Annotated in this window: 19 protein-coding genes; 6 read left to right on the top strand and 13 right to left on the bottom strand. The window is 58.6% G+C overall.

Annotation, left to right across the window (positions count from 1 at the left end; all coding sequences use genetic code 11):
- Positions 1–9 precede the first annotated feature (9 nt).
- Positions 10–3,432: an indolepyruvate ferredoxin oxidoreductase family protein gene (locus J4721_RS13290; protein WP_211002846.1), complete on the bottom strand. Its 3,423-nt coding sequence runs from the start codon at positions 3,430–3,432 to the stop codon at positions 10–12.
- A gap of 139 nt (positions 3,433–3,571) precedes the next feature.
- Here J4721_RS13290 and J4721_RS13285 point away from each other — a divergent pair, with 139 nt between their 5' ends.
- Positions 3,572–4,042, top strand: coding sequence for an Lrp/AsnC family transcriptional regulator (locus tag J4721_RS13285; RefSeq protein WP_036767330.1), 471 nt, complete (start codon positions 3,572–3,574; stop codon positions 4,040–4,042).
- A 47-nt stretch (positions 4,043–4,089) separates the two neighbouring features.
- Here J4721_RS13285 and J4721_RS13280 read toward each other — a convergent pair whose 3' ends face one another.
- Entirely contained in the window at positions 4,090–4,482 is a 393-nt protein-coding gene (locus J4721_RS13280; RefSeq protein ID WP_014873552.1) for a DUF3307 domain-containing protein, read from the bottom strand.
- Between the two features lie 294 nt (positions 4,483–4,776).
- Here J4721_RS13280 and J4721_RS13275 point away from each other — a divergent pair, with 294 nt between their 5' ends.
- Positions 4,777–7,734: an ABC transporter transmembrane domain-containing protein gene (locus J4721_RS13275; protein ID WP_102882986.1), complete on the top strand. Its 2,958-nt coding sequence runs from the start codon at positions 4,777–4,779 to the stop codon at positions 7,732–7,734.
- A gap of 70 nt (positions 7,735–7,804) precedes the next feature.
- Positions 7,805–8,653, top strand: coding sequence for a fumarylacetoacetate hydrolase family protein (locus tag J4721_RS13270; protein ID WP_211002848.1), 849 nt, complete (start codon positions 7,805–7,807; stop codon positions 8,651–8,653).
- A 140-nt stretch (positions 8,654–8,793) separates the two neighbouring features.
- On the opposite strand, the gene J4721_RS13265 is transcribed toward J4721_RS13270, so the two are convergent.
- The 8 genes from J4721_RS13265 to J4721_RS13230 form a co-directional block, all read right to left on the bottom strand.
- Positions 8,794–10,026 carry a mandelate racemase/muconate lactonizing enzyme family protein gene (locus J4721_RS13265; RefSeq protein WP_211002849.1) on the bottom strand — a complete coding sequence of 411 codons (1,233 nt, stop codon included), beginning with the start codon at positions 10,024–10,026 and terminating at the stop codon, positions 8,794–8,796.
- 29 nt (positions 10,027–10,055) lie between these two features.
- Positions 10,056–11,147 carry a Zn-dependent alcohol dehydrogenase gene (locus J4721_RS13260; protein WP_102874838.1) on the bottom strand — a complete coding sequence of 364 codons (1,092 nt, stop codon included), beginning with the start codon at positions 11,145–11,147 and terminating at the stop codon, positions 10,056–10,058.
- A gap of 146 nt (positions 11,148–11,293) precedes the next feature.
- A complete protein-coding gene (locus J4721_RS13255) occupies positions 11,294–12,643 on the bottom strand; it encodes a lyase family protein (protein WP_102874837.1) in 1,350 nt (449 codons plus the stop codon).
- A 182-nt stretch (positions 12,644–12,825) separates the two neighbouring features.
- Positions 12,826–13,614: a 3-oxoadipate enol-lactonase gene (gene pcaD, locus J4721_RS13250; protein WP_211002850.1), complete on the bottom strand. Its 789-nt coding sequence runs from the start codon at positions 13,612–13,614 to the stop codon at positions 12,826–12,828.
- Positions 13,615–13,708: 94 nt separating this feature from the next.
- Complete coding sequence (locus tag J4721_RS13245) at positions 13,709–14,911, bottom strand: endonuclease/exonuclease/phosphatase family protein (protein WP_211002851.1); 1,203 nt, start codon at positions 14,909–14,911, stop codon at positions 13,709–13,711.
- A gap of 37 nt (positions 14,912–14,948) precedes the next feature.
- Positions 14,949–15,923 carry a threonine/serine dehydratase gene (locus J4721_RS13240; protein ID WP_211002852.1) on the bottom strand — a complete coding sequence of 325 codons (975 nt, stop codon included), beginning with the start codon at positions 15,921–15,923 and terminating at the stop codon, positions 14,949–14,951.
- Complete coding sequence (locus J4721_RS13235; RefSeq protein WP_260099681.1) at positions 15,920–16,777, bottom strand: alpha/beta fold hydrolase; 858 nt, start codon at positions 16,775–16,777, stop codon at positions 15,920–15,922. Before J4721_RS13235 ends, J4721_RS13240 begins: the two co-directional genes overlap by 4 nt.
- A 13-nt stretch (positions 16,778–16,790) precedes the next feature.
- Entirely contained in the window at positions 16,791–17,477 is a 687-nt protein-coding gene (locus J4721_RS13230; RefSeq protein ID WP_102882990.1) for a haloacid dehalogenase type II, read from the bottom strand.
- Positions 17,478–17,664: 187 nt separating this feature from the next.
- Between J4721_RS13230 and J4721_RS13225 the strand changes: the two genes are divergently transcribed.
- Positions 17,665–18,093: a peptidylprolyl isomerase gene (locus J4721_RS13225; protein WP_014873563.1), complete on the top strand. Its 429-nt coding sequence runs from the start codon at positions 17,665–17,667 to the stop codon at positions 18,091–18,093.
- Positions 18,094–18,176: 83 nt separating this feature from the next.
- Positions 18,177–19,271, top strand: coding sequence for a nitronate monooxygenase family protein (locus tag J4721_RS13220; protein ID WP_199537666.1), 1,095 nt, complete (start codon positions 18,177–18,179; stop codon positions 19,269–19,271).
- A gap of 54 nt (positions 19,272–19,325) precedes the next feature.
- Here J4721_RS13220 and J4721_RS13215 read toward each other — a convergent pair whose 3' ends face one another.
- From J4721_RS13215 to fabA, 3 genes are read right to left on the bottom strand one after another with little or no spacing between them, the layout of a single operon-like run.
- Positions 19,326–20,117 carry an enoyl-ACP reductase gene (locus J4721_RS13215; RefSeq protein ID WP_211002853.1) on the bottom strand — a complete coding sequence of 264 codons (792 nt, stop codon included), beginning with the start codon at positions 20,115–20,117 and terminating at the stop codon, positions 19,326–19,328.
- 6 nt (positions 20,118–20,123) lie between these two features.
- Positions 20,124–21,353, bottom strand: a complete 1,230-nt coding sequence (gene fabB, locus J4721_RS13210; protein ID WP_014873566.1) for a beta-ketoacyl-ACP synthase I — start codon at positions 21,351–21,353, stop codon at positions 20,124–20,126.
- Positions 21,354–21,400: 47 nt separating this feature from the next.
- Entirely contained in the window at positions 21,401–21,910 is a 510-nt protein-coding gene (gene fabA, locus J4721_RS13205; RefSeq protein WP_014879135.1) for a bifunctional 3-hydroxydecanoyl-ACP dehydratase/trans-2-decenoyl-ACP isomerase, read from the bottom strand.
- 235 nt (positions 21,911–22,145) lie between these two features.
- Between fabA and irrA the strand changes: the two genes are divergently transcribed.
- On the top strand, positions 22,146–22,562 hold the full coding sequence (gene irrA / locus J4721_RS13200; protein WP_014873568.1) for an iron response transcriptional regulator IrrA: 417 nt from the start codon (positions 22,146–22,148) through the stop codon (positions 22,560–22,562).
- Positions 22,563–22,565: the final 3 nt, after the last annotated feature.

The raw sequence follows: 22,565 nt of genomic DNA, 5'->3' as shown, positions 1-22,565 counted from the left end.
CGGCTGATATCAAAGCGTCTCCAGCCGGGCGCTGACTTCGGCTTTGACCTTCTCAGCCGCTGCCATCCTCACTGGACCATAGCCCCGGATATCCATCGGGGCGCTGAGCACTTTCAGCCAGCCGTCATGATGCTCGTGTGAATAGTGCTCAGCGGCGCGGGTGATGATGGTCTGATACCACGCCAGCAAGTCGCGGTGCAGACGCGCCTCTTCGTGGCGCCCAAATGGATTCCAGCGGCTGCCACGCATACGGCGACCTTTGGCGAGAAAGCGCAGGGCGGGGCGCATCCATGCACCAAATTGTATTTTCTGAGGGCGTCCACGCGCATCGCTCTTCCGGCTGAGAAGTGGCGGTGCGAGGTGATAATTCACCCGGAAGTCGCCATCGAACTCGGCCTCAAGCTGATGTTTGAAACTGTCATCGCTCAGCAGGCGGGCCACCTCAAATTCATCCTTGTAGGCCATCAGCTTGAATAGAGATCGCGCGGCGGCGGTCACTAGCGCGTCTGACCCTTTTGAAGGGAGCGACTTGCGCAGCACCTCCAGCAGCGCGGTATAGGACTGTGCATAGGCGACGTCTTGATATCCAGTCAGGAAGGTGGCGCGCCGGTCAATCAGTTCTGCCAGCGTTTCCTCTGGAGCGTCCGCTTCATGATACAGGTCGGATAGCCGGGCAGGGTCATGCGCAAAGGCGCGCCCGATTGCGAAAGCCAAGCGGTTCTTCTCGATTGCGACCCCGTTGAGCACAATTGCCTGATCCAGCGCGCCGAGGCTCACCGGCACTAACCCGTTCTGCCAGGCAAAACCAAGCATCATGACATTGGCCAGAACAGCATCGCCGAGCAAGGTTTCAGCGGCCTCGTTTGCGTTGAATCCCGACAGGTTGTCCGCGCCGATGACATCTGCAATGGATTTCTCACGCAGATTGGCCATCAGGTCTGCATCTCGACGTAGGACCAGATCGCCTGTCGGCATTTCGGCGCGGTTCAGTACCATCTTTGTACCGTTGCGATAATGGGCCGATGCCTTTGGGGCGGAGCTGACGACCACATCACAGCCGATGACTGCGTCTGCGGCACTTTGGTCGATGCGCACCTGATGCAGGGCCTCCGGTGTATTGGACAGCCGAATATAGCCCAGCACTGTGCCAAACTTCTGTGCAAAGCCGGTGAAATCCAGCACGCTCGCGCCTTTGCCCTCCAGATGTGCTGCCATTGTGATCAGCGCCCCTACGGTGACCACACCGGTGCCTCCAACGCCTGTCACGAGAAGATCGAACGGCTCTTTCAGTGACGGCAGAGCCGGGGACGGAAGATCTGCCGTCAAGGTCGAGGGATCCAGTGCAGCGACCTCCTTCTTGCGTCGTGTCGCGCCCTCTACGGTCACAAAACTGGGGCAGAAGCCGTTCAGGCAAGAGAAGTCCTTGTTGCAGCTGGAGAGGTTGATCTTACGCTTGCGACCAAAGGGGGTTTCTTTTGGCTCAACGCTGAGACAGTTGGATTCCACAGAACAATCTCCGCAGCCCTCGCAGACCAAATCATTGATGAAGGCAAATCGCTTGGGGTCCTCCATCGTGCCGCGTTTGCGGCGGCGGCGCTTTTCGGTGGCGCAGGTCTGCTCGTAGATCAGGACAGTCACGCCCGGGATCTCGCGCAGTTCACGCTGGACGCTGTCCAAATCGCTGCGATCATGAAAACTGGTGCCTGCCGGGAACTCTGATTTGGAAAACTTCTCAATGTCGTCCGACACCAATGCGATCCGGTCAACGCCTTCGGCGCGGCAGGTCTGGGCGATGCCGGAGACACTCACAGGGCCATCTACCGGCTGACCGCCCGTCATCGCAACTGCGTCATTATAGAGAATCTTGTAGGTGATGTTCGTGTTGGCCGCGACCGCCTGACGAATGGCCAACGAACCGGAGTGATACCACGTCCCTTCACCTAGATTCTGAAACACATGTTTGCCGCCGTTGAATTTGGAGGCGACTGTCCAAGGTACACCTTCGCCGCCCATCTGGGCATAGCCGGCGGTATCGCGATCCATCCAGCTTGCCATGACGTGGCAGCCGATACCGGAATTCGCCTTGCTGCCCTCGGGCAGTTTGGTCGATGTGTTGTGAGGGCAGCCCGAGCAGAAATAAGGCGTGCGGGTGGCGCCTGGCACATTCAGCAACCGGGGCGGTTGCGCAGTTAGGGCATTCGCCCGATCCAGCAGGTTTTCCTCCGGGAAAAACCGGTTCAGTCGTTCTGCAACAATCGGCACCAAAGTCAGAGGGGACAGCTCACCGGTCCAAGGGATCAGCGGGTTGCCCTGGCTGTCATGTTTGCCAACCATCCGCTCCGGTTTGTCGCCCGGCCAGTCGTAGAAGTATTCCTTAAATTGGCTTTCAATAATGCCGCGTTTTTCCTCGACGACCAGCACCTCCTGTTTGCCCTTCACAAAGCGCAGCGCCTCTGTTCGAGCCAGCGGCCAGACCATGCCAACCTTGTAGATATCGATGCCCAAACGCTTACAGGCGGCCTGATCAAGACCGAGCAACCGCAGCGCTTCCATCAGGTCGAGGTGACCCTTGCCCGTGGTCACAAACCCGAATTTCGCCTTTGGCAGGTCATAGATCCGGGTATCGATCGGGTTGGCTTCGGCAAAGGCCCGTACCGCACGCAGTTTGGCGTGGATCCGGGTTTCGATCTCGGGAGAGGGGAGGTCGGAACGGCGGATATGCAGCCCCCCAGGGTAATCCGGAAGCTCTGGATAGGTGAAACTGCGATCCGGGCGCAGTTCGACCGAACGGGCGCTCTCTACGGTTTCTGAGACGGCCTTAAACCCGACCCACGTGCCGGAGTAGCGCGAAAGGGCAAAACCATATTCGCCGAATTGCAGAAACTCGGAGACATCTGCAGGGTTCAGAACCGGCATGAACCACGACATGAAGGCCACGTCGGATTGATGGGGCATGGAGGAACTGACACAGCCATGGTCATCGCCCGCAACCACCAGAACGCCACCCATCTCTGATGAGCCATAAGCGTTGCCGTGTTTCAGCGCATCGCCGGACCGGTCGACACCCGGTCCCTTGCCATACCACATCGAAAACACGCCCTCGACCTCGCAATGTGGGTCGAGAATGGCTTGCTGCGCGCCCAGAACAGCCGTTGCGCCCAGGTCCTCGTTGACTGCCGGCATGAAAGTAATGTTGTGGGCGTCCATGCGTTTTCGGCTGCGCCAGAATTCCAGATCGACCCCACCCAGCGGTGAGCCACGGTACCCTGAGACAAAACCCGCCGTGTTCAGTCCCGCAGACATGTCGCGCCGGGCCTGATCCAACATGACCCGGGCAAGCGCCTGTGTGCCGGTTAGGAAAACGCGGCCTTTGGCATAATCATATCGGTCATCCAGCTGGTAGCTGCGGAAATCATGGCTGAGCTGGGTCATGGGGACATCCCTTGCATCAATATGGATATTGCCTGAAAGGATAACCCGGTGATGCCGAAAATTGGTGCCAGATTATTTGCTATTTGGCGCTAAGGTGAATAGATGTTTCATCATGGTAGGTAAATTGGAAAATCTTTCCATGAACGATGGTTTGACGCTGGATGACCGCGACCGCCGCATCCTAACACTTCTTCAGCGGGATGCGCGGATGTCGAACGCGGATCTGGCTGATGCTGTCGGCATGTCTGCCTCAGCGCTGTGGCGGCGGGTGCGCACGCTTGAGGAGGCAGGCGTCATCGAGCGTTATGGTGCGGTAGTGAATGCAAAGGCGATGGGGCTCGGGTTTCATGCCATCGTACATGTCCAGCTGACACGTCATGATCGCGATAAGCTAGCGGACTTCATCAGAGCAGTGGAGACCAGCCGTTTGGTTCAGGAATGTTATGCGACCACTGGGCAGTCAGACTATCACCTGCGCGTGCTTGCGCCCGATCTGGACGCCTACAACCGATTTCTGGAGGAGTTTTTGTTCCGTTTGCCGGCAGTGGCCAGCGCGCAGACAAACGTGGTTCTGCGAACTATTAAACGCGATGAACCGGTGGCGCCTTAGAACGGTCTGAATTGATGACCGGGATGTTCGCCGCTGCTCTCTGGGGGCTATCCGAAACTCACATGTGCCCAGGCGGCTGCCATCGCCAGATAAGTAAGCTGATGCAACGCCTGATCGGTCCCCATTGCACGCCAGTAGACAGCCATATCCGGGGCCAGCTCCTTGCGTTTGGAATAGCAGGCCTTGCAATAGTCGATATTGAAATGGGCGACCCATTCCAGTGCGCAGATAATCAGAACAAATCCGACGGGTGCCCCCATAATCACAAAGGCAATGATCGACCCTAATACATGAACCCCGGCATGCTGCGCGCGCCCTGCATGCAGATATTCCCCGCGACCTGACAGCATTTTGGGCGTCTGCAGATAAAAATCGGCAAACATGTGCTTGATCTGAAGCAGGCAGAGCAATCCCAACAGGGATGCAAGAGGATCTGACAAGGGAACGGCCTCATTTTGTGTCGCAAGCTCTGAAAGCTTACGTATTTTTTGGATGCTGGCAAATGGCCTGTAACAGTATTCGTCGCGACGCTCCGTCAACTGTGTCTTATCAGAGCGTTGTCATGTGGCTTGGGTCGGAACTTCGATTGCTGGATCGCCTTGTTGCCATTGCCTGCAACGGGCAATCCGGGCTAGGCATATCAGGATCCGTTTCCGCAACTGTCGCCATTTCGGAGCCGTCCCATAGAACGCACTCTCTTTCGGTTTATCTGGACTTACTCCAAGCGCGACCAGATGGTCTTGCTGGTGGTGACCGCCTGCCTGTTTCCACTATTGTACCTGACACTGGAGCTGCCTAAGCGCATCATCAATGATGCTATCGGTGCCCAAAGCTCCAGCATTGATCTGTTTGGTTATGAGCTGACCCAGCTGCACTATCTCTGGCTGCTGTGCGGCGGTTTCCTTATGGCCGTGCTGGCCCATGGCCTGCTGAAAATGCGCATCAACACGATGAAGGGCATTCTGGCCGAGCGGATGTTGCGGCGGTTTCGCTATCGCTTGATCTCGCGCGTGCTTAGGTTTCCGCAACCATATTTCGAGCGTGTCAGTCAGGGTGAATTGGTCTCGATGATCACATCCGAGAGCGAGCCTATGGGCGGGCTGATGGGGGATGCGGTCAGCCAGCCGGTTCTGCAGGCGGGTCAGATGCTGACTATCCTGTATTTCCTGTTTATGCAGAATGTCTGGTTCGGACTGGCGGCTGTTGCACTTATTCCGTTGCAGGGTTGGTTGATCCCAATGTTGCAGCGCCAGATTAACCTGTTGAACAAGAAACGCATTCGCCAGATTCGAGCTTTGGCCTCCGAAATTGGAGAGAGCGCGGCTGGGGCGTCGACCCTGCGTTTGAATGGCGGCTGGCGCTACCGGATGGCCGTGATCACGGATCGGCTTGGCTGGCTTTATGACATCCGGTTTGAGATCTATCAGAAGAAATTCTTCATGAAGTTTCTCAACAACTTCATCACGCAGCTCACGCCGTTCTTGTTCTACGCGGTGGGCGGCTATCTGGTGCTGGAGGGGAAGGTCTCGCTTGGCGCGTTGGTTGCAGCTCTCGCAGCCTACAAGGATCTGGCGTCTCCCTGGAAGGAGTTGCTGGCTTACTACAATCAGACGCAGGATATGGCGTTGCGTTGGGATGTCATCCTGGAGCGGTTCGATCCGCCGGGAATGGTCGACGAGGCGTTGATGACCGGCGCACCGGATGACTTGCAACGCCTGCGGGGCGATATCGTCGTCGAGGGTGTCAATGTTCGCGATGCCAATGGCAATCTCGTTCTGGAAGACTTGAACGCGCGGTTCCCGGCGGGGAAGGTGATCGGCGTCGCCGCCCCATCGGAGGAAGATCGTCGCGCCTTGGCGGGGCTGCTGACCCGAGAATTGCTGCCATCGGCCGGTGAGGTATTAATCGATGGCCAAAATATGCGTGACATCCATCAGGCGGTGATCGCTGCGCGTATCGGACACGCCACCTCCCGACCGGTGCTGTTTCAGGGATCGTTCGGCGACAACGTGATGATGCCGATCCGACAGCGTCCACTGGGAGCAGCACAGGACCTGCGGCGGTATGATGTGGCGCAGCGGGCCGGTAATAGTCCCGATCCTCTCGACGCGTCGTGGCTTGATCCGGCCCTTGCCGGGTTCTCCAGCGAGGTGGAGTTGCGTGACTGGTGGCTGCGACTGGTTTCGGGCATCGGGTCTGACACGGCGCTGTTTCGCCGCGGGGTCGAGCAACGCTTTGAGGCCTCAAGTCACCCGGAACTGGCGCAGCAACTCGTCGATCTGCGAGGCACGGTGCAGGAGGCCGTCATCGACGCAGGCCTGGATGACTATGTGCATTTCTTGGCGCCTGATCGGTACAATCCGGCACTGCCAGTGGCTGAAAACCTGCTGTATGCAACCACACAGGGCCGCATGAGCGAAGACGTGCTGCGTCAGCAGGATGATTTTCTCGATCAGTTGCGGGAGCTCAATCTGGACGTGGATCTGGTGGCCCTAAGCCGCGATGTGGTGGAAATGCTACGGCAGATCTTTGGTATCGACGGCACCGATCATCCACTGTTCCGTAAGCTGGGTCTGGAGACCTCGGCCTATGAGGGGGCGCTTGCGCTGGTGGACAAGACCCGTAACGATGGTGTCTCCGCGCTGAGCCATGAGGAGCTGGCGCGATTGCTGATCGTCCCCTTCAGCATTTCTGCTGAGCAGATCGGTGCGGCGTTCAGCAGTGAGATAGAAGAGCGTATTCTGGCCTTTCGGCAGAGCCATTCCAGCCAGCTGATGGCCACGCTGGACGATATTTTCGAACCGCTTGATGACCGGACATTTGCACCCGGCTTGACAGTTTTGGAAAACGCCCTGTTTGGCAAAGTATCCGATAGCGCCGGGGGACGGGCCGAAGAGGTGCAGAAACTTGTCTCGGATGTGTTGGTGAAGAACGGTGTCCGCGACCATGTGGTTGAGCTGATCTTTGATCTGCCGATCGCGCTGGGCGGGCAGGGGCTTGCTGCCAGCTTTGCCGAGCCGCTTGCGTTTTCCCGGGCGTCTATCAAACGCCCAGATATATTGATCCTGGACGCCGCCATGGCGAGTTATGATCTCGACACACGGATCGCGATTCATAAGAACCTGCGCCAGCTGTTGCCGGATACCACGCTGATTTATCTTGGCAGCAGCTTCGAAAGCCCGGATGTTTTCGACGGCTACTACGAACTGCGTCAGGGGCGACTGGTCAGCGATAGCCCGGTTGCTGATGCGGTCAGCGATGGCGCCGGGAGTGCCGATCTCGCGCGCAAGCTCAGAGCGCTGGAGCAGACAGAGCTGTTCTCCGAGCTCAACCGCCGTCAGCTGCGTCTGCTGGCCTTTGGGGCGCGCTGGTACACGGCGAAAGCTGGCGACACAGTGTTTCTGAAAGATGATGAAGCGAGCGATGGTGCCTATATGGTGCTGGAAGGAGAGGCAGGCCTGTATTTGCCGCAGGACGGGGACACACACCGACTGGTTGCCAAGGTTGGCGCCGGTCGTCTGGTTGGCGAATTGGGTCTGATCCGGAAGGAACCCCGAGCCCTCAGCATGATTGCGGAAAGCGATTTGACCTGTTTGCGGATTGGTGAGGAGGAGTTCCTTGCGGTTGTGGAAAACGATGCGGCGACCGCCTTCAAACTGCTGCAAGTCGTGGCGGGTTATGTGTCGAGCTGATGGCGGTTAGCGCAGTGTCTAAGCGTCCCAAAGGGGCGCGGGTGTTCGGGATCAAGGGGAAGCAACCGTCGTGAAATTACTGAGATATCATAGTGCCTCTGGTATTCGTCCGGGCCTCAAAGCCGACGATGGCACTCTGCGAGATCTTGGCGAGTATATCGCAGATCTCACGGGCGCAGAACTGGGGCGTGACACGCAAGCGAAGCTGGCATCGCTTCCACTGGCAGATTTGCCGATCATTCGGGGAGAGCCGAGGCTAGCCCCCTGCGTTGGCAACGTAGGCAAATTTCTCTGTATTGGTCTGAACTACCGGGATCACGCTGAGGAGGCGGAGCTGGCGATCCCGAAGCATCCCATCCTGTTTCTGAAGGCGAATTCGGCCATCAGCGGCCCCAACGATCCAGTGGTTTTACCGCGAGGCGCGGAGAAAGTCGACTGGGAGGTGGAATTGGGCGTGGTGATTGGGAAAACGGCCAAATATGTCGGGGCTGAGGACGCGTTGGACCATGTGGCGGGGTATTGCGTAGTCAATGACGTCTCGGAGCGATCCTTCCAGATGGATCTGTCCGGGCAATGGACCAAGGGTAAGAGCTGTGACAGTTTCGGCCCGATTGGCCCATGGTTGGTGACGCCCGACGAGGTTCCCGACCCGCAGCAACTGGCGCTTTACTGTGATGTGAATGGCAAACGCATGCAGCAGGGGCACAGCGGTACGATGATCTTCTCCGTTGCCGAAATCATCTCACATCTTAGTCAGTTGATGACCCTACATCCCGGTGACTTGATTGCAACCGGGACACCGCCGGGGGTTGGGATGGGGCAGAAACCCGTCCCGGTCTATCTGAAGGCGGGCGATAAGTTGCGACTTGGCATTGATGGGCTGGGTGAACAGCGGCAACATATCGTCGAAGACAGCTGACTGTATTTCTTCATTACGTACCTCCCGCCCGTCGCCGGATCTTGGTCAAGATCCGATCCCGTTGGGCCATGCCGGGCGCTTGTGGCACACGGCATGGCGGTTTCTCGCAGATGACACGGGCATCTACGGCGTGGCGTTTGCTAGTCCTCCATAGGAGGGGCTCCGCCCACAAAGCTGTTTCCCTCGGCATAGTTGCATGGGGCATCCTGCATGTTGAGGTGCAGATCATCCCCGATGAAGGGATTGGCGCGAGCAAGGTCTTCGTCGACCTCAATGCCAAGACCCGGTGTGTCTGACGGGATCACAAAACCGTCCTCAACGGTGATACCCCGCTTAATCAGCGCCGCATGAAACGGTGTCTCGATTGTTTCGATCATCAAGAGGTTGGGGATCGCGGTCGCAAGCTGGATGTTGGCGGCCCATTCGACGGGGCCGGCGTAGAGGTGTGGTGCCATCTGCGCGCCAAAAACTTCGGCGATGGCCGCAATTTTCTTGGTCTCCCAGATGCCGCCTGATCGTCCCAAGGCCGGTTGCAGTATTTCTGCCGCACCTGCCCGCAAGATGGCGGCGAACTCCGCTTTTGTCGTCAGCCGTTCCCCTGTCGCGACCGGGATACGCACCCGATCTGCAACCCGAGCCATATCTGCGACCAGATCGGGAGGCGTGGGCTCTTCGAACCACAGTGGCTCATAAGGTTCCAATGCCTGGCCGAGCCGAATTGCCCCTGCCGGCGTAAACTGACCATGGGTGCCAAACAACAAATCTGCCCTATCGCCGACGGCCTCACGGATCGCACGGCAAAAGGCGACGGATTGGGTGATGTCAGATTGGGCCGGCATATGCCCCCCCCGCATCGTATAAGGACCGGCCGGGTCGAATTTGACCGCAGTGTAACCTTTTTCTACTGCTGCGATTGCGGATTCGGCCGCCAGTTCGGGGGTATTCCAGAACGCATCAATGTCGTGATGGGGCAGCGGGTAAAGATAGGTATAGGCGCGCAACCGGTCGTTCATCCGCCCGCCAATGAGAGCATGAACCGGCCGGTCGCGATCCTTGCCGAGGATATCCCAACAGGCGATCTCAAGACCGGAAAATGCGCCCATGACGCTCAGGTCGGGCCGCTGTGTGAAACCCGAAGAATAGGCCCGCCGAAACATCAATTCGATATTTTCGGGATTCATGCCCTGCATATGCCGCTCAAAGACATCGCGGATCACATGCGTCATTGCGTCTGGGCCAACGGAGGCGGCGTAGCATTCGCCCCAGCCGGTGATACCGGTGTCAGTGGTCACCTTGACCAGGATCCAGTAGCGTCCCCCCCAACCAGGTGCTGGTGGAGCGGTGACAATGATGTCGAGGTCTTGCAGTTTCATGTCAGGTTCTTCCGTGTGTGCTCAGAGGTCTATCGATCAAAAAGGATGACGTTGCGACGCGCCGATCCTGTTTTTGTATCGGCAATCGCTGCATTGATGTCTTCAAGGCTCCAGCGCCCGGAAATCAACTCGTCCAACTTCAGGCGCCCCTGCTGATAGAGGTCCACCATCCAAGGGATATCGCGCTGAATTACCACGTCACCCATTTTGGAGCCGATCATGCCTTGTCCGATGGCGGCCATGATGACCGGCTCATAGCTGGCTTTTGCGCCCGAGTGCGGCATGCCGATCATTACCATGCGCCCACCGACACCCAGATATCGCGTGGCCTGCTCATAGGCCGGGATGGCGCCAACGGTGACCAGAACGACATCAGCCCCTCTGCCGCCAAGAGCCTTGTATGAGGCCTTCCATGGCGCATCGAGGCGGCCGAGGACCGTGTGGGTCGCCCCGAACTCCTTGGCAACTTCCAGCTTTTCTTCGCTCAAATCGACGGCAACGATCCGGCGAGCACCCGCAATGCGAGCGCCCTGGATCGCATTGAGGCCAACGCCTCCCGCGCCGATCACAACAACATCCTCGCCCGCGCGCAGCTTTGCGGCGTTTACTGCCGCACCGACGCCTGTGATTACGCCGCAGGAGATAAGCGCGGCGACATCTTTGGCTATTTCATTTGGGATTTTTACGATCTGGCGTTGGTCCACGACGACCCGCTCAGCAAATGCACCGCAGGCCATTGCCTGCATCAACGGCGCTCCGTCGGTGGTTTTGAGCGGACCGTTGATGGCATCATAGGGGGTTTCGCACAAGGTTGGTACACCGCCTGCGCAGCTGGGACAGCTGCCACAGGATCGGATCAGAGTGACGACGACGCTGTCCCCCTCAGCGAAGCTCTGGACATTGTCGCCGACTGCGCTGATTACCCCAGCGGCTTCGTGGCCATAGACGGCGGGCAGAAATCCACCCCAGGCGCCCTCCGCATAGGAGATGTCGCTATGGCAGATCGCAACGGCGTCCAGCCTCACCTCAACTTCTCCGTCGCGAGGCGCGGCGAGCTGGACATCCTCAATCACGAGAGGGCTGCCGAACTCATGGCAGACGGCGGCTTTGATGATTGGCATGCGATCTCTCTCCCTGTTTGCAGGCCACGGTGGACCGCGGGGAGGAGGGCTGCAAGTCTGAAACCGTCAATGAAGCGTCGTATCCCGGGGGACATAGGCGCAAGGATGCCAGGATGCGCCCGCCTAGATCGCTGATGAGCAGTTTATCACGTTGATTCTTTGCGGCCTTTCAGAGCGGCTACAGTTCTTACAAATCGTTGTGCTTCTTCTGGGGCTGATCCAAGTTGCCGTGTTGCGTCAAAGATGGTGGCTTGATCCAGCTCTGGAAATTGCGCGGTAGCAACCTCTTGCAGAGGTACGCCCTCCTGTGCTGCCTTTGCACAGAGATCCTTGACCGCAGTCTGCGCGTCACCTCGCCGCATCTGCTCCGCCAAGGCAAAGCTCAGCGCTTCTGCATAGATTGTCCCATTGGCAGCGTGGAGGTTGCGCAACATCTGCTTGGCGTCTGGCGCCAGCCCTTTGGTCATGGAGACAGCCGTTCGCGCAGCACTTGCGGCGCAGAAAACGATCTGCGGAAGGCTCAACCACTCGCCAAACCAGCTGGCGCCGTCGCGTTGGTGCTGATGCGCGGCGGCATGATGCAGAGCCGAAAGCTGAGCGGTCGCCTGCGATGCCAGCGCGATCAGCGCTGAGGCGGCAACCGGGTTCTGTTTCTGCGGCATTGTTGAGGATGCACCCGCTGTAATGGTTGTCAGCTCGTCGATGCCGCTTTGGCGCAGGGCAAGGCAATCGGTTCCCAATTTGCTCAATGAAGTGCAGGCCCGGGTGAGCCAGTCTGCGATCCGCAAAACTGGGCTGCGATCCGTGTGCCAGCTACGATGCGGATTCACCAGAGACAGTCCCGCAGCCAGCTCTGCGCGCAGCTCGCTGGCCTTCGGGCCCAGTGCGCTGGACGTCCCGGCTGCACCAGAAAGTGAGACCAGCAGACAGGTTTGACGGAGCGTTGGCAACTCTTCGAGCAGCGCAGCCAGCGGCTGTCCCCACGTGGCCACAACGGCCCCGAAGCTGGTCGGGGTGGCCAACTGGCCATAGGTGCGTGCAGCCATCGGAAGGTTGGCATGGGTGTCGGCCATATCGGAGAGTTGTGTAAGCAGGATGAGCAGATCGGTCTCAACAGCTGCAAGTGCTTGCCGCAGCCGGAGCATCAGGGCGCTGTCCATAATATCCTGCGAGGTCGCCCCCCAATGCACATATTGTGCGTGCTCCGGTGCGTTCATTTCATCCCTTAATGCGCTCACCAGACCGGGAACCGGGACGCCATTCTGCCCGGCCGCTTGCGTCAATGCGCCGGGATCAAGAGCGACCTCCATTACCGCCCGCCCTATCGCTGCAGCGCTGTCTTCCGGGATCAGGCCGAGCTTGCCCTGCGCCTTGGCCAGTGCCCCTTCGACCAGCAGCATGGCACGGATTTCGGCACTGTCTGAGAACAGCCGGGAAATATCTCCGGCAGAAAACAATGAGGCATAGAGCTGGCTGTCGAAGAGAGAAGCGGCCATCAGAGATCTTTCACTAGGGGTGCGATAGCCGCTGTTATCCGATTGGGGCAGTAGTGGGCGGCAATTGGGATATGTTCAGGTCTGTTATCTTATCATGGGATAAATCGGCTACCGTGTGTGCCACATATTGGGGTGAGTTCGTGCGTTTCCGAGCAAGCACCGGCCTGCGGTTTATTGGCTCATCAAATATGGCCTTGCTCCGTCAGGAAGGTGATCAGACGATCCGCAAAAACCTCGGGCTGTTCGACACAAGGTATATGGCCGGCGCGGCGGATCAACTCAAACTTGGAACCGGGGATGAGATCAACCGTTTCGCGTACAAGATCCGCCGGTGTCGCGCCGTCGTCTGAGCCCGCAATGCCTAAGGTCGGCAATCGTAAGCCGCTGGTGGGGGTGTAAAAATCCGTCCCGGAGATCGCCGCGCAGCATCCGATGTAGCCTTCGACCGATTGCTGGAGCAGATGGGCGCGCCAATGAGACAGCTCGGGCGACTTGCGAAATGCGGGGGCAAACCATCTTTCCATGATGGTGTCTGCAAGGGCGTCAATCCCATCACGTTTGATCGCCTCGATGCGCTGCTGCCAGGCGGCGGCGGTTCCGATCTTGGCGGCGGTGTTGGACAGCACCAGCCCACGCATCAGATCCAGCCGCTTGATCGCCAGCCCTTGCGCAATCATGCCGCCGATTGATAGCCCGACAAAGATGCAGCCCTTCACCTGCAACTGGTCCAGTAAGCGCTCGGCGTCGCGGACCAATGTTCCCATGGAGTAGGGCGCTGGCGTTGCGGGTGTGCCGCCATGGCCACGCAGATCGTAGCGGATAATGCGCAGTTCTTTTGGAAGTCGTTCCACCACCAGATCCCAGACATGCAGGTCAGTGCCAAGAGAATTGGCAAAGACCAACGGAGGTCCATCGGCGGTTCCATCCAGTTGGTAGTGTAGCTGGACATCGCCCAGATCAGCAAATGGCATAGGGGGCTCCGGGGTGTTTTCAGTCGCGCTTATTAACGCGGGCTATCCGTCAGGTAAAGTCAGCCAGATCGTGAAGAGATAAGCATATGCGACCCTAATCTGCATATTTGAGCCGCATATGAGCCATGATCTGCCCGTGATCAGAGGCGAGTTTGTTGTAGGGAGCTTCGGGGTGGCTGCCATCGGTCAGATGGTCATTGAAGACGCTGAAATATTGCATCTCTCCGATGCAGCCCGCCCAGTCCGGATCAAAATGACGGGACATGTAGATCTGATCGATGCTTTCGTGAACGCCGCCAAATGCGGTGGTGTAGACCACATCGCGGAGTGATTTTTTGAGGAATTGCTTTTCTGCCGACCGCAATCGAAACTTGTCGATTGTCTCGCGGATTTGCCGGTCCTCCTCTGCACTGTAACAGTCTCCAGAATGCCGGGCGTCGTGGCGCAGCATCCAGGAATAATTCCGAAATGGTGTCTCGCCGCTGATAATTTCGGAGCTGACGGCGTTTTCCCCGTCGTTGAAATCTCCCAATACCATGACCGGTCGGTTCTGTTCCAATTCGTCCAGTATCATTCGCCGCAGCACCCAGGCTTCAGTCATACGTCGCAGAGCTGCGCGCAGCGCGCCCAAGGCGCGACCACCCGCATCATAGGCCGTGAGCACGGTTTCAGGCGGATAGGGTGCACCTTGCGGGGTGATGAACTCACCCAGTTTGGATTTCAGATGACAGTTGAAGACGCTGACAATCTGATCGGCAACGGGGATCCGGGCCCTCATGATCGGGCGCGACAGCCGTCTCAGCGTGTAGTAGCCCGCGTCATCTTCTCCACCAAGGCAGGCCATCGGAATATCCAGAGGTTGCGGCAGGTCCTGAATAATCTCGACCGGTTCAGCGAAGCCATATCGTGAAAGGATCGCGAGGCCAGGGCGCCGTTTCCCCGGCGTTTCGCTATCGTTGATGTTGGGCGCAAAAGCCAGCTTAGCCTCAGTGTAGGGGGTATAGGCGAGTTTGCGGAAAATCGCCTTTCGATGATAGCGTTTGGAACGGTTAGGCAGGCTGGCGGCATTTGCCTCATGCCCTCGCCGGTCGGTCTCAGCGATAATCTCACGCAGCGGCGCTTCCTCGAAAATCTCCTGGAAACCAACGATATCGGCATCCAGCGTCAACAACTGATCGGCCATCCAATCGGCCTTCCACGCGTATTCCTCAGGCGTGTAACTTTGAAACTTATAATATTCCTGATCCGGACCTATCAGGTTTTTCACATTGAAGGATGCAATGGTGAATTCGGTCATGTTGTGCTCCAAACTCGATAAGGGAGGTCATTCGGAGTCAGCCGAACCGATGCAACGCCTCAGCAAAAAGGGCTGCGTCGACGTTGCCGCCTGTTGCTATAGCGATTGCGGTAGGGCCGCTCAATTGATCGCCATGAAACAGTGCTGCTGCGAGAGAAACCGCGCCGCCGGGTTCCAAGATGATCTTCAGCCGTAAGAAGGCCAGTACCATAGCGCGCATAGCCTCCTCTTCGCTGACCACGATGCCTGAGCCGCAGAGCCGCGCCAGGATGGGAAAGGTGATTTCGCCCGGTGCGGGCGTCAGTATTGCATCACAGAGTGAGCCCGCAGAGGCCTCGTTTCGGCAGATTTTGCCCGCAGCCAGTGATCGGGTGACATCGTCGAAACGCTCAGGCTCACAAGGGCGTACTTTCATTTTTGGTGCAGTCTGTTCCAGGGCAAGGGCAACGCCGGCGGTCAAACCGCCACCGCCGCAGCAGACCAAAACATCCGCTTCAGTCACGTCAAGGTTCGCAGCTTGCCGGGCAATCTCCAGGCCAACAGTGCCTTGTCCGGCGACGACCTCTACGTCGTCGTAGGGTTTGATCAGGGTAAGGCTGCGGGCCTCTGCTAGTTCTGCTCCGATGGCATCACGGTTGTCTTTGGCACGGTCGAACAAAACCACCTCAGCGCCGAGCGCACGTGTATTGGCAATTTTGATGGTTGGCGCGTCCTGCGGCATCAGGATCACGGCGGGAGTGGTATGTGCGGCAGCTGTAGCGGCCACACCCTGTGCGTGATTGCCGCTGGAATACGCGAGTACGCCGCGGTGCCTTTGCTCATCGGTCAGCGCGGAGAGGGCGGCCCAGCCGCCGCGAAACTTGAACGAACCAGTGTGTTGCAGGCACTCGGCCTTGATCAGCACGCGACGTCCAGCGATTTCGTCCAAAAACGGCGAAGATAACAGCGGCGTCTCGCGCGCGTGGCCACTCAGACGGTCGGCAGCAGCGGCAATCGCGGCGAAAGATGTCATTGGGCCATCTCCAGAATACGATGGATAAGCGCCAGCGACCTGGGCTCATCGAGAAAAGGGACATGACCGCGGTCCGGCACCTCCACGGCAAGCAACCCCGGCAGGTGGAGCTGCATTTTCTGGTAGGTGTCGGGGCTGAGTATATCCGAGTTGCTCCCACGGATGACCCCCGATGGCACCCCGCTGAGAGATTGGAACAGCGGCCACAGATCTGGCGTCGGCCCGGCGGCAGCTTGCGCCAGTAGGGCGTCGCGCAACTGTGCGTCGTAGCGCAGGGCCAAACCTTCCGGGGTCTGGGTGTAGAAAACCTCAACCTCCTCGCGCCAGCGCGCCATTGGTATACCGGGAAATGCTGGGGCCATGTATGCAGCCAGCGCCGAGGCGGCCTGTTCGTAGGTTTTTGCCGCAGGGCGATGCCCGACATAGGCCATGATCCGCGCGATCCCATCGGCCGGAATTTCTGGCCCGACGTCGTTCAGGATCACGCCAGCTAACCTGTGTTTGTGCAAGGCGGCCAGCGCCATAGCGACCAGTCCACCGCGCGATGTGCCAAGGAGTGTGACGCGATCAATATTAAGGTGATCCAGCAGCTCGATCACATCCTGCGCCTCACGCGGGACCGAATAGCTGTGAATGTCTTCGGCGTATTGCGACCTGCCCCGACCGCGTGCATCCAGCGTAATCATCCGATGACCATGGATATGCGGCCGAAGGTATCTAAAATCCTGCCCGTCGCGGGTTAGACCCGCCAAGCATAACAATGGCGGGCGCGCTCCGTTGCCTGAATGGTCGGAGTCGTCATAGGCGAGTTGCAACCCGTCCGAGCTGGTGAAGACTGAAAGCGGTTCTGACACATGCGACACAGGATTATGTACCAAGCAATTTCGGGATACTGCTCAGATCGCTCAACACATGATGTGGCGTCCAAGGCAGACGATCCATTGGTTCGCCGCCACGATTGACCCAGGCTGTGGTAAATCCATACCCCGCCGCCCCGGCGGCGTCCCAACCGTTGGAGGAAACAAACAAAACCTCGTCGCGCTGACAGCTGAACCGGGTCTCCACGAGGTCGTAGACCTTTGCATCGGGTTTGAACACTCCGACGGCCTCCACCGATAAGACATCGTCGAGAAGCCCGCCCACACCGGCGGAGTTTACTGCGCCCTCAAGCATTTTGGGTGATCCATTGGACAGGATGGCTGTCTGCAGACCAGCCGCTTTGAGCGTGCGCAGCATCTCCGGCACTTCCTCATAGGCCTGAAGTTGCCAATAGAGATCAAGCAACCGTTTCCGTAGCTGAGGATCTCCGCTAAGGCCGGTGGCTTCCATTGCCCAGTCCAATCCGTCTTGGGTGACCTGCCAGAAATCGGTGTGGGCATTGGTGATGGCGCGTAGCCAGGTGTATTGCAGCTGTTTCAGTCGCCAATGGTTGGCCAGCTCGGCCCAATGGTCGATCAGATGCGGGAACTCCGGCTCCTGAGCAGCCTGTCGTGCGGCCGCTGTCACGTCGAACAATGTGCCATAGGCATCGAAGATACAGGTTGTGATCGCCATGGGGTCTCCCGTCCGGTGTCCTGTGGTTGTGCCAGCCTAGGCGCAAAACGGGCGTCAATTCCAGCCACAATGCGGTGCATTCTCCGACAAACAGGGACCAGTCAGGGGCGTCGGCCGGTTGGGTTTACATCAGGGGTGGGTCCTATACTGTGCGCGCCTTTGTAACGTGAAACCAACTGGAGGTCCCATGACCGAGGTAAAAAGCGGCGATACCGTACGCATCCACTATACAGGCAAGCTGACAGACGGCAGCGTCTTTGACAGCTCCGAAGGGCGCGAGCCGCTTGAGTTCACCGTTGGCTCTGGTCAGGTTATCGAAGGGATGGATGCTGGTTTGGTCGGCATGACCGCAGGCGAGACGAAAACGCTCGATATCCCTGCTGATCAGGCCTACGGCCCTAGCCATGATGAGGCTCGTCAGACCATCCCACGCGAAGGCATCCCTGATGACATCCCGCTTGAGGTTGGCACCCAACTGCAGATGCAGGCCCCGACCGGGGAAGTTCTGCCGGTGACCGTGGTTGAAGTGACGGAGGCGACTGTGACCCTAGATGCCAACCACCCGCTGGCGGGCAAGGATTTGATTTTTGATATCGAATTGGTATCGATCAACTAAGATCGGTTGAGGTGGCGCCCCTTGCGCCGCCTCATCAAACCGGCTCTTTTGCCCAAATAGGCTTCGTGGCGAAAGAGAGTGTGATGAGCAGTATTTCTACTTCAGCAGCGTTGATGGATCGTCTGGGGATATCCTTGCCGATCCTGCAATCGCCGATGGCCGGCGTCAGTACGCCCCAGATGGCGGCGGCTGTCAGCAATGCGGGCGGGCTCGGTGCGCTTGGTATCGGCGCGGCAAGTGTCGAGCAGGCCGAGAAGATGCTTCTTCAGACGGCGGCACTGACCGGTCGGCCCTTCAATGTCAATGTGTTCTGCCACAAACCCGCCACCGCGGACCCTGTGCGAGAGGCGGGATGGCTTCAACACCTGTCACCTGCGTTTCAGGAGTTCGGCGCGAAGCCACCGCAGGGCTTACGCGAAATATACACCAGTTTTTGCGTAGATCGCGACATGCAGGACATGTTGATCGCGCAGCGCCCTGCGGTTGTCAGCTTTCACTTTGGCCTGCCCTCGCAGGATGTCATTGCTGCATTGAAAGCCGCAGGTGTCGTATTGCTCGCCACCGCAACCTCGTTGACTGAGGCCCGTGGCCTTGAGCGCGCTGGCATTGATGCCATCGTTGCGCAGGGATGGGAGGCGGGCGGTCATCGGGGCATTTTTGATCCCGCCGGTGAGGATGGTCGACTTCAGACCTTGCCGCTGGTCCGCGAATTAGTGGGAGCACTGGCACTGCCGGTGATTGCTGCGGGCGGGATGATGACGGGGGCTGATATTGCCGAGGCCCTAGCCGCTGGCGCTGCGGCGGCGCAGCTTGGAACCGCCTTCATTGCCTGCCCGGAGAGCAGTGCTGACGCAGGATACCGGGCAGCCTTGTTGGCCGACGATCCCGAAACGGAAATGACAGCAGTGATATCCGGTCGTCCGGCACGCTGTCTAAGCAACCGGTTTACCGATTGGGGGCGCCAGAACCGTGATGCAGGGATCCCGGCTTACCCCATCGCCTATGACGCCGGGAAGGCGCTGAACGCGGCGGCGAAAAACCGTGATGAATTTGGCTATGGTGCGCAATGGGCAGGGCAGGGTGCCGCCCACGCGCGGGTCATGCCAACGGCGGAGCTGGTCGCCATGCTTGCGCAGGAGTTGTCGGTAGCGCAGCGCGAGGATCGTGCGCCGGAATAAGAAAAGGGCACCGCTGCGGGTGCCCTTCGGTTTTGTAGTCGCGATTAATCGCGATCAGAGATTGTCCTGCTGCGGCATTCCAAGGACGTGAAATCCCCCGTCGACGCGAATGACTTCACCGGTGGTGCAGGCTCCGGCGTCAGAGGCGAGGTAGACAGCTGTGCCGCCCACGGCTTCCAGCGTTGCATTGTCCCGCATCGGCGCGTTCTGCGCGGTATGCTTGAACGTTTTGCGCGCGCCACCAATGGCAGCGCCGGCCAGTGTCTTCATCGGACCGGGCGAGATCGCATTGACGCGGATCCCTTCGGGGCCGAGGTCGTTGGCCAGATAGCGCGTGGCGCTTTCAAGGGCTGCCTTCGCGACGCCCATCACGTTGTAGTTGGGAACCACACGGTTTGACCCGTGATAGGTTAGCGTCAGCAGCGTGCCGCCCGCATCCTTCATTAGCGGATAAGCCCGGCGTGCTACTTCAACAAAGGAATAGGCCGAGATATCCATCGAGTTCTTGAAGTTCTCGCGGCTGGTGTCAAGGAACCGCCCGGTTAGCTCTGCCTTGTCCGAATAGGCAATGGCGTGAACGACAAAGTCGATGCTGTCCCAGCGGGCAGACAGCTGTTCGAAGGCCGTGTCGAGCGAGGCATCGTCAGTCACATCGACATCGACCATGAAATCGCTGCCAACGCTCTGCGCCAGCGGCTCAAGACGTTTGCCAAAAGCCTCACCCTGATAGGTAAAGGCCAGGTCCGCTCCGGCCTCAGCCATGGCCTTGGCGATACCCCATGCGATCGAACGATCGTTGGCGACCCCCATGATCAGGCCACGCTTGCCCGTCAATACTCCTGACATCCGCCGTTATCCTTTGTACTTGCTCAAGACCATTGAGCCGTTGGTGCCACCAAAGCCGAAGCTATTGGTCATCACGCTGTCCAGACCGGCGTTTTCCACCAGCTGGGTTGCGACCTCTGCGGGTTCAATGCCCTCGGCCAGGGTGTCGACGTTTATCGACGGGGTGATGAAGTCGTTGTCCAGCATCAGAAGACAGAAAATTGCCTCCAAGGCGCCAGCCGCGCCCTGTGCGTGACCGGTCATTGATTTGGTGGACGAAATCGGAGGAACATTGCCCGCACCGAAGACCCGGCGGGCCGCTTCGATCTCACCGACATCGCCAACCGGGGTCGAGGTGCCATGGGCATTGATGTAGTCTACCTTGCGGCCGTCCGGCAGCGATTGAAGGGCCAGACGCATGGCGCGTTCGCCGCCCTCGCCAGAGGGGGCAACCATGTCGTGACCATCCGAGGTCGCGGCAAATCCGGTTACCTCAGCATAAATCTTGGCACCGCGCGCCAAAGCGTGATCCAGATCTTCCAGCACGACAATGCCGCCGCCGCCGGAAATCACAAACCCATCGCGATCCTGATCGAAGGCGCGCGAGGCTTTCTCCGGGGTATCGTTATATTTCGACGACATTGCGCCCATCGCGTCGAACAGGCACGAAAGCGTCCAGTCCAGCTCCTCGCCGCCGCCCGCAAACATCACATCCTGTTTGCCCATCATGATTTGCTCAGTTGCGTTGCCGATGCAATGCAGGGAGGTGGAGCAGGCTGACGTGATGGAGTAGTTGATGCCCTTGATCTTGAACGCGGTCGCAAGGTTGGCGGAGATGGTGGAGGACATACATTTGGGCACTGCAAACGGCCCGATACGCTTGGTCGCGCCGGTTTTCAGAACTGTCTGATGGGCGGTTAGCATGGCCGATGTGGATGGCCCGCCGGACCCCGCAACGAGGCCCGTGCGCTCATTTACCACCTGCTCTTCGGACAGACCGGCATCAGCAATAGCCTGGCTCATTGCGATATGAGCATAGGCCGCGCCAGCCCCCATGAAGCGTAGGGTGCGTTTATCGACATGATCCGCCACATTCAGCTTGAGCGTGCCAGCGATCTGGCTGCGAAAGCCATGTTCAGCCATTTCAGGGCTGGCTTCGATGCCGGATTTTCCTGCTTTGAGAGAGGCAAGGACCTCTTCGGCATTGTTCCCGATGGACGATACGATGCCCAGACCGGTGACGACGACACGACGCATGCTGCGTACTCCTATGCTGTTTCAGAGGGCCAGAGAAAAGCTGTAGATCAGCTCTCGGACAGGGCCACCTTCATGTCTTTGACCTGGTAGATGACTTCGCCATCTGCCTCTACGATCCCATCGGCAACACCCATGGTCAGGCGGCGGGTCTGGATCGCCTTGGTAAAGTCGATCTTGTAGGTCAGCAGCTTGCGATCCGGGCGCACCATGCCGGTCAGTTTGACCTCGCCAACACCCAATGCATAGCCACGTCCCTGCCAGCCGCGCCAACCGAGGTTGAAGCCGGTCAGCTGCCAGAGGCCATCAAGACCAAGACAGCCGGGCATGATCGGATTGCCGGGAAAATGGCAGTCAAAAAACCACAGTTCAGGGGTGATGTCGAACTCGGCTGTGATGTGACCTTTGCCATGGGCACCGCCATCTGCGGACACATCAGTGATGCGATCCATCATCAGCATGGGAGGGGCGGGCAGCTGTGCATTGCCAGGGCCAAACAGCTCGCCTCTGGCGCATTTTAGCAAATCGTCTTTGTCAAAGCTGCTGGGGTAATCGGCCATGCTGGCGCTTCTCCTGCCTATGTTATCATCGTCTATCTGGCCCCCTGTAGCACCCGTTTCGACTCTCCTGCAAGGGTTCCGGGCGCAGTGGGACAACCGGCATCCCGCCTGTGGCCTTCAGGTTTTTCAACTGTAACAGTCTAGGAGGAGATACTGAGGTCGCGCAAATTGAATTGAATACAGCGACCCTTTCGGCCTATAAATAGGTCCAGCAACGCTATGCAGGACCTGCTTTATGACGCCAACACCCGCAGATATCGCTACCAACTGGCTGGAAACAGCCGGATTGCGCCCGACTCGCCAGAGGGTGGCGCTGGCAGAATTGCTCGTGGGCGATGGTAAGCATCGCCATGTCACAGCTGAAAGCCTGTTCGACGCGGCCAAGGATAAGGGGGCCGCAGTGTCCTTGGCGACCGTTTACAATACCCTTCGCGCATTTTGCGATGCCGGTGTTTTGCAGGAAATCACTGTAGACGGCTCCAAAAGCTATTTTGACACCAACACTCATGATCATCCCCACTTCTATTGGGAGGATGAGGGGCGTTTGTCAGATGCGCCATCCGACCAGTTGGTGATCAAGAGCCTTCCTGCGGCACCGCAGGGGGTTGAGATCGCTTCTGTTGATGTTGTGATCCGACTGCGCAAGATCTGAGTC

It is taken from the genome of Phaeobacter sp. HS011 (assembly GCF_018101215.1).
Classification (GTDB): Bacteria; Pseudomonadota; Alphaproteobacteria; order Rhodobacterales; family Rhodobacteraceae; genus Phaeobacter; species Phaeobacter inhibens.
The sequence above is the reverse complement of the archived record's forward strand: the minus strand, read 5'-3'. Positions and strand labels throughout refer to the sequence as shown.

Excerpts from the sequence above, each read along its gene's own strand:
- J4721_RS13290 (WP_211002846.1), bottom strand. The coding sequence starts at position 3,432 with ATGACCCAGCTCAGCCATGATTTCCGCAGCTACCAGCTGGATGACCGA.
- J4721_RS13285 (WP_036767330.1), top strand. The coding sequence starts at position 3,572 with ATGAACGATGGTTTGACGCTGGATGACCGCGACCGCCGCATCCTAACA.
- J4721_RS13275 (WP_102882986.1), top strand. The coding sequence starts at position 4,777 with ATGGTCTTGCTGGTGGTGACCGCCTGCCTGTTTCCACTATTGTACCTG.
- J4721_RS13265 (WP_211002849.1), bottom strand. The coding sequence starts at position 10,026 with ATGAAACTGCAAGACCTCGACATCATTGTCACCGCTCCACCAGCACCT.
- J4721_RS13260 (WP_102874838.1), bottom strand. The coding sequence starts at position 11,147 with ATGCCAATCATCAAAGCCGCCGTCTGCCATGAGTTCGGCAGCCCTCTC.
- J4721_RS13255 (WP_102874837.1), bottom strand. The coding sequence starts at position 12,643 with ATGGCCGCTTCTCTCTTCGACAGCCAGCTCTATGCCTCATTGTTTTCT.
- pcaD (WP_211002850.1), bottom strand. The coding sequence starts at position 13,614 with ATGCCATTTGCTGATCTGGGCGATGTCCAGCTACACTACCAACTGGAT.
- J4721_RS13245 (WP_211002851.1), bottom strand. The coding sequence starts at position 14,911 with ATGACCGAATTCACCATTGCATCCTTCAATGTGAAAAACCTGATAGGT.
- J4721_RS13240 (WP_211002852.1), bottom strand. The coding sequence starts at position 15,923 with ATGACATCTTTCGCCGCGATTGCCGCTGCTGCCGACCGTCTGAGTGGC.
- J4721_RS13230 (WP_102882990.1), bottom strand. The coding sequence starts at position 17,477 with ATGGCGATCACAACCTGTATCTTCGATGCCTATGGCACATTGTTCGAC.
- J4721_RS13225 (WP_014873563.1), top strand. The coding sequence starts at position 17,665 with ATGACCGAGGTAAAAAGCGGCGATACCGTACGCATCCACTATACAGGC.
- J4721_RS13220 (WP_199537666.1), top strand. The coding sequence starts at position 18,177 with ATGAGCAGTATTTCTACTTCAGCAGCGTTGATGGATCGTCTGGGGATA.
- J4721_RS13215 (WP_211002853.1), bottom strand. The coding sequence starts at position 20,117 with ATGTCAGGAGTATTGACGGGCAAGCGTGGCCTGATCATGGGGGTCGCC.
- fabB (WP_014873566.1), bottom strand. The coding sequence starts at position 21,353 with ATGCGTCGTGTCGTCGTCACCGGTCTGGGCATCGTATCGTCCATCGGG.
- fabA (WP_014879135.1), bottom strand. The coding sequence starts at position 21,910 with ATGGCCGATTACCCCAGCAGCTTTGACAAAGACGATTTGCTAAAATGC.
- irrA (WP_014873568.1), top strand. The coding sequence starts at position 22,146 with ATGACGCCAACACCCGCAGATATCGCTACCAACTGGCTGGAAACAGCC.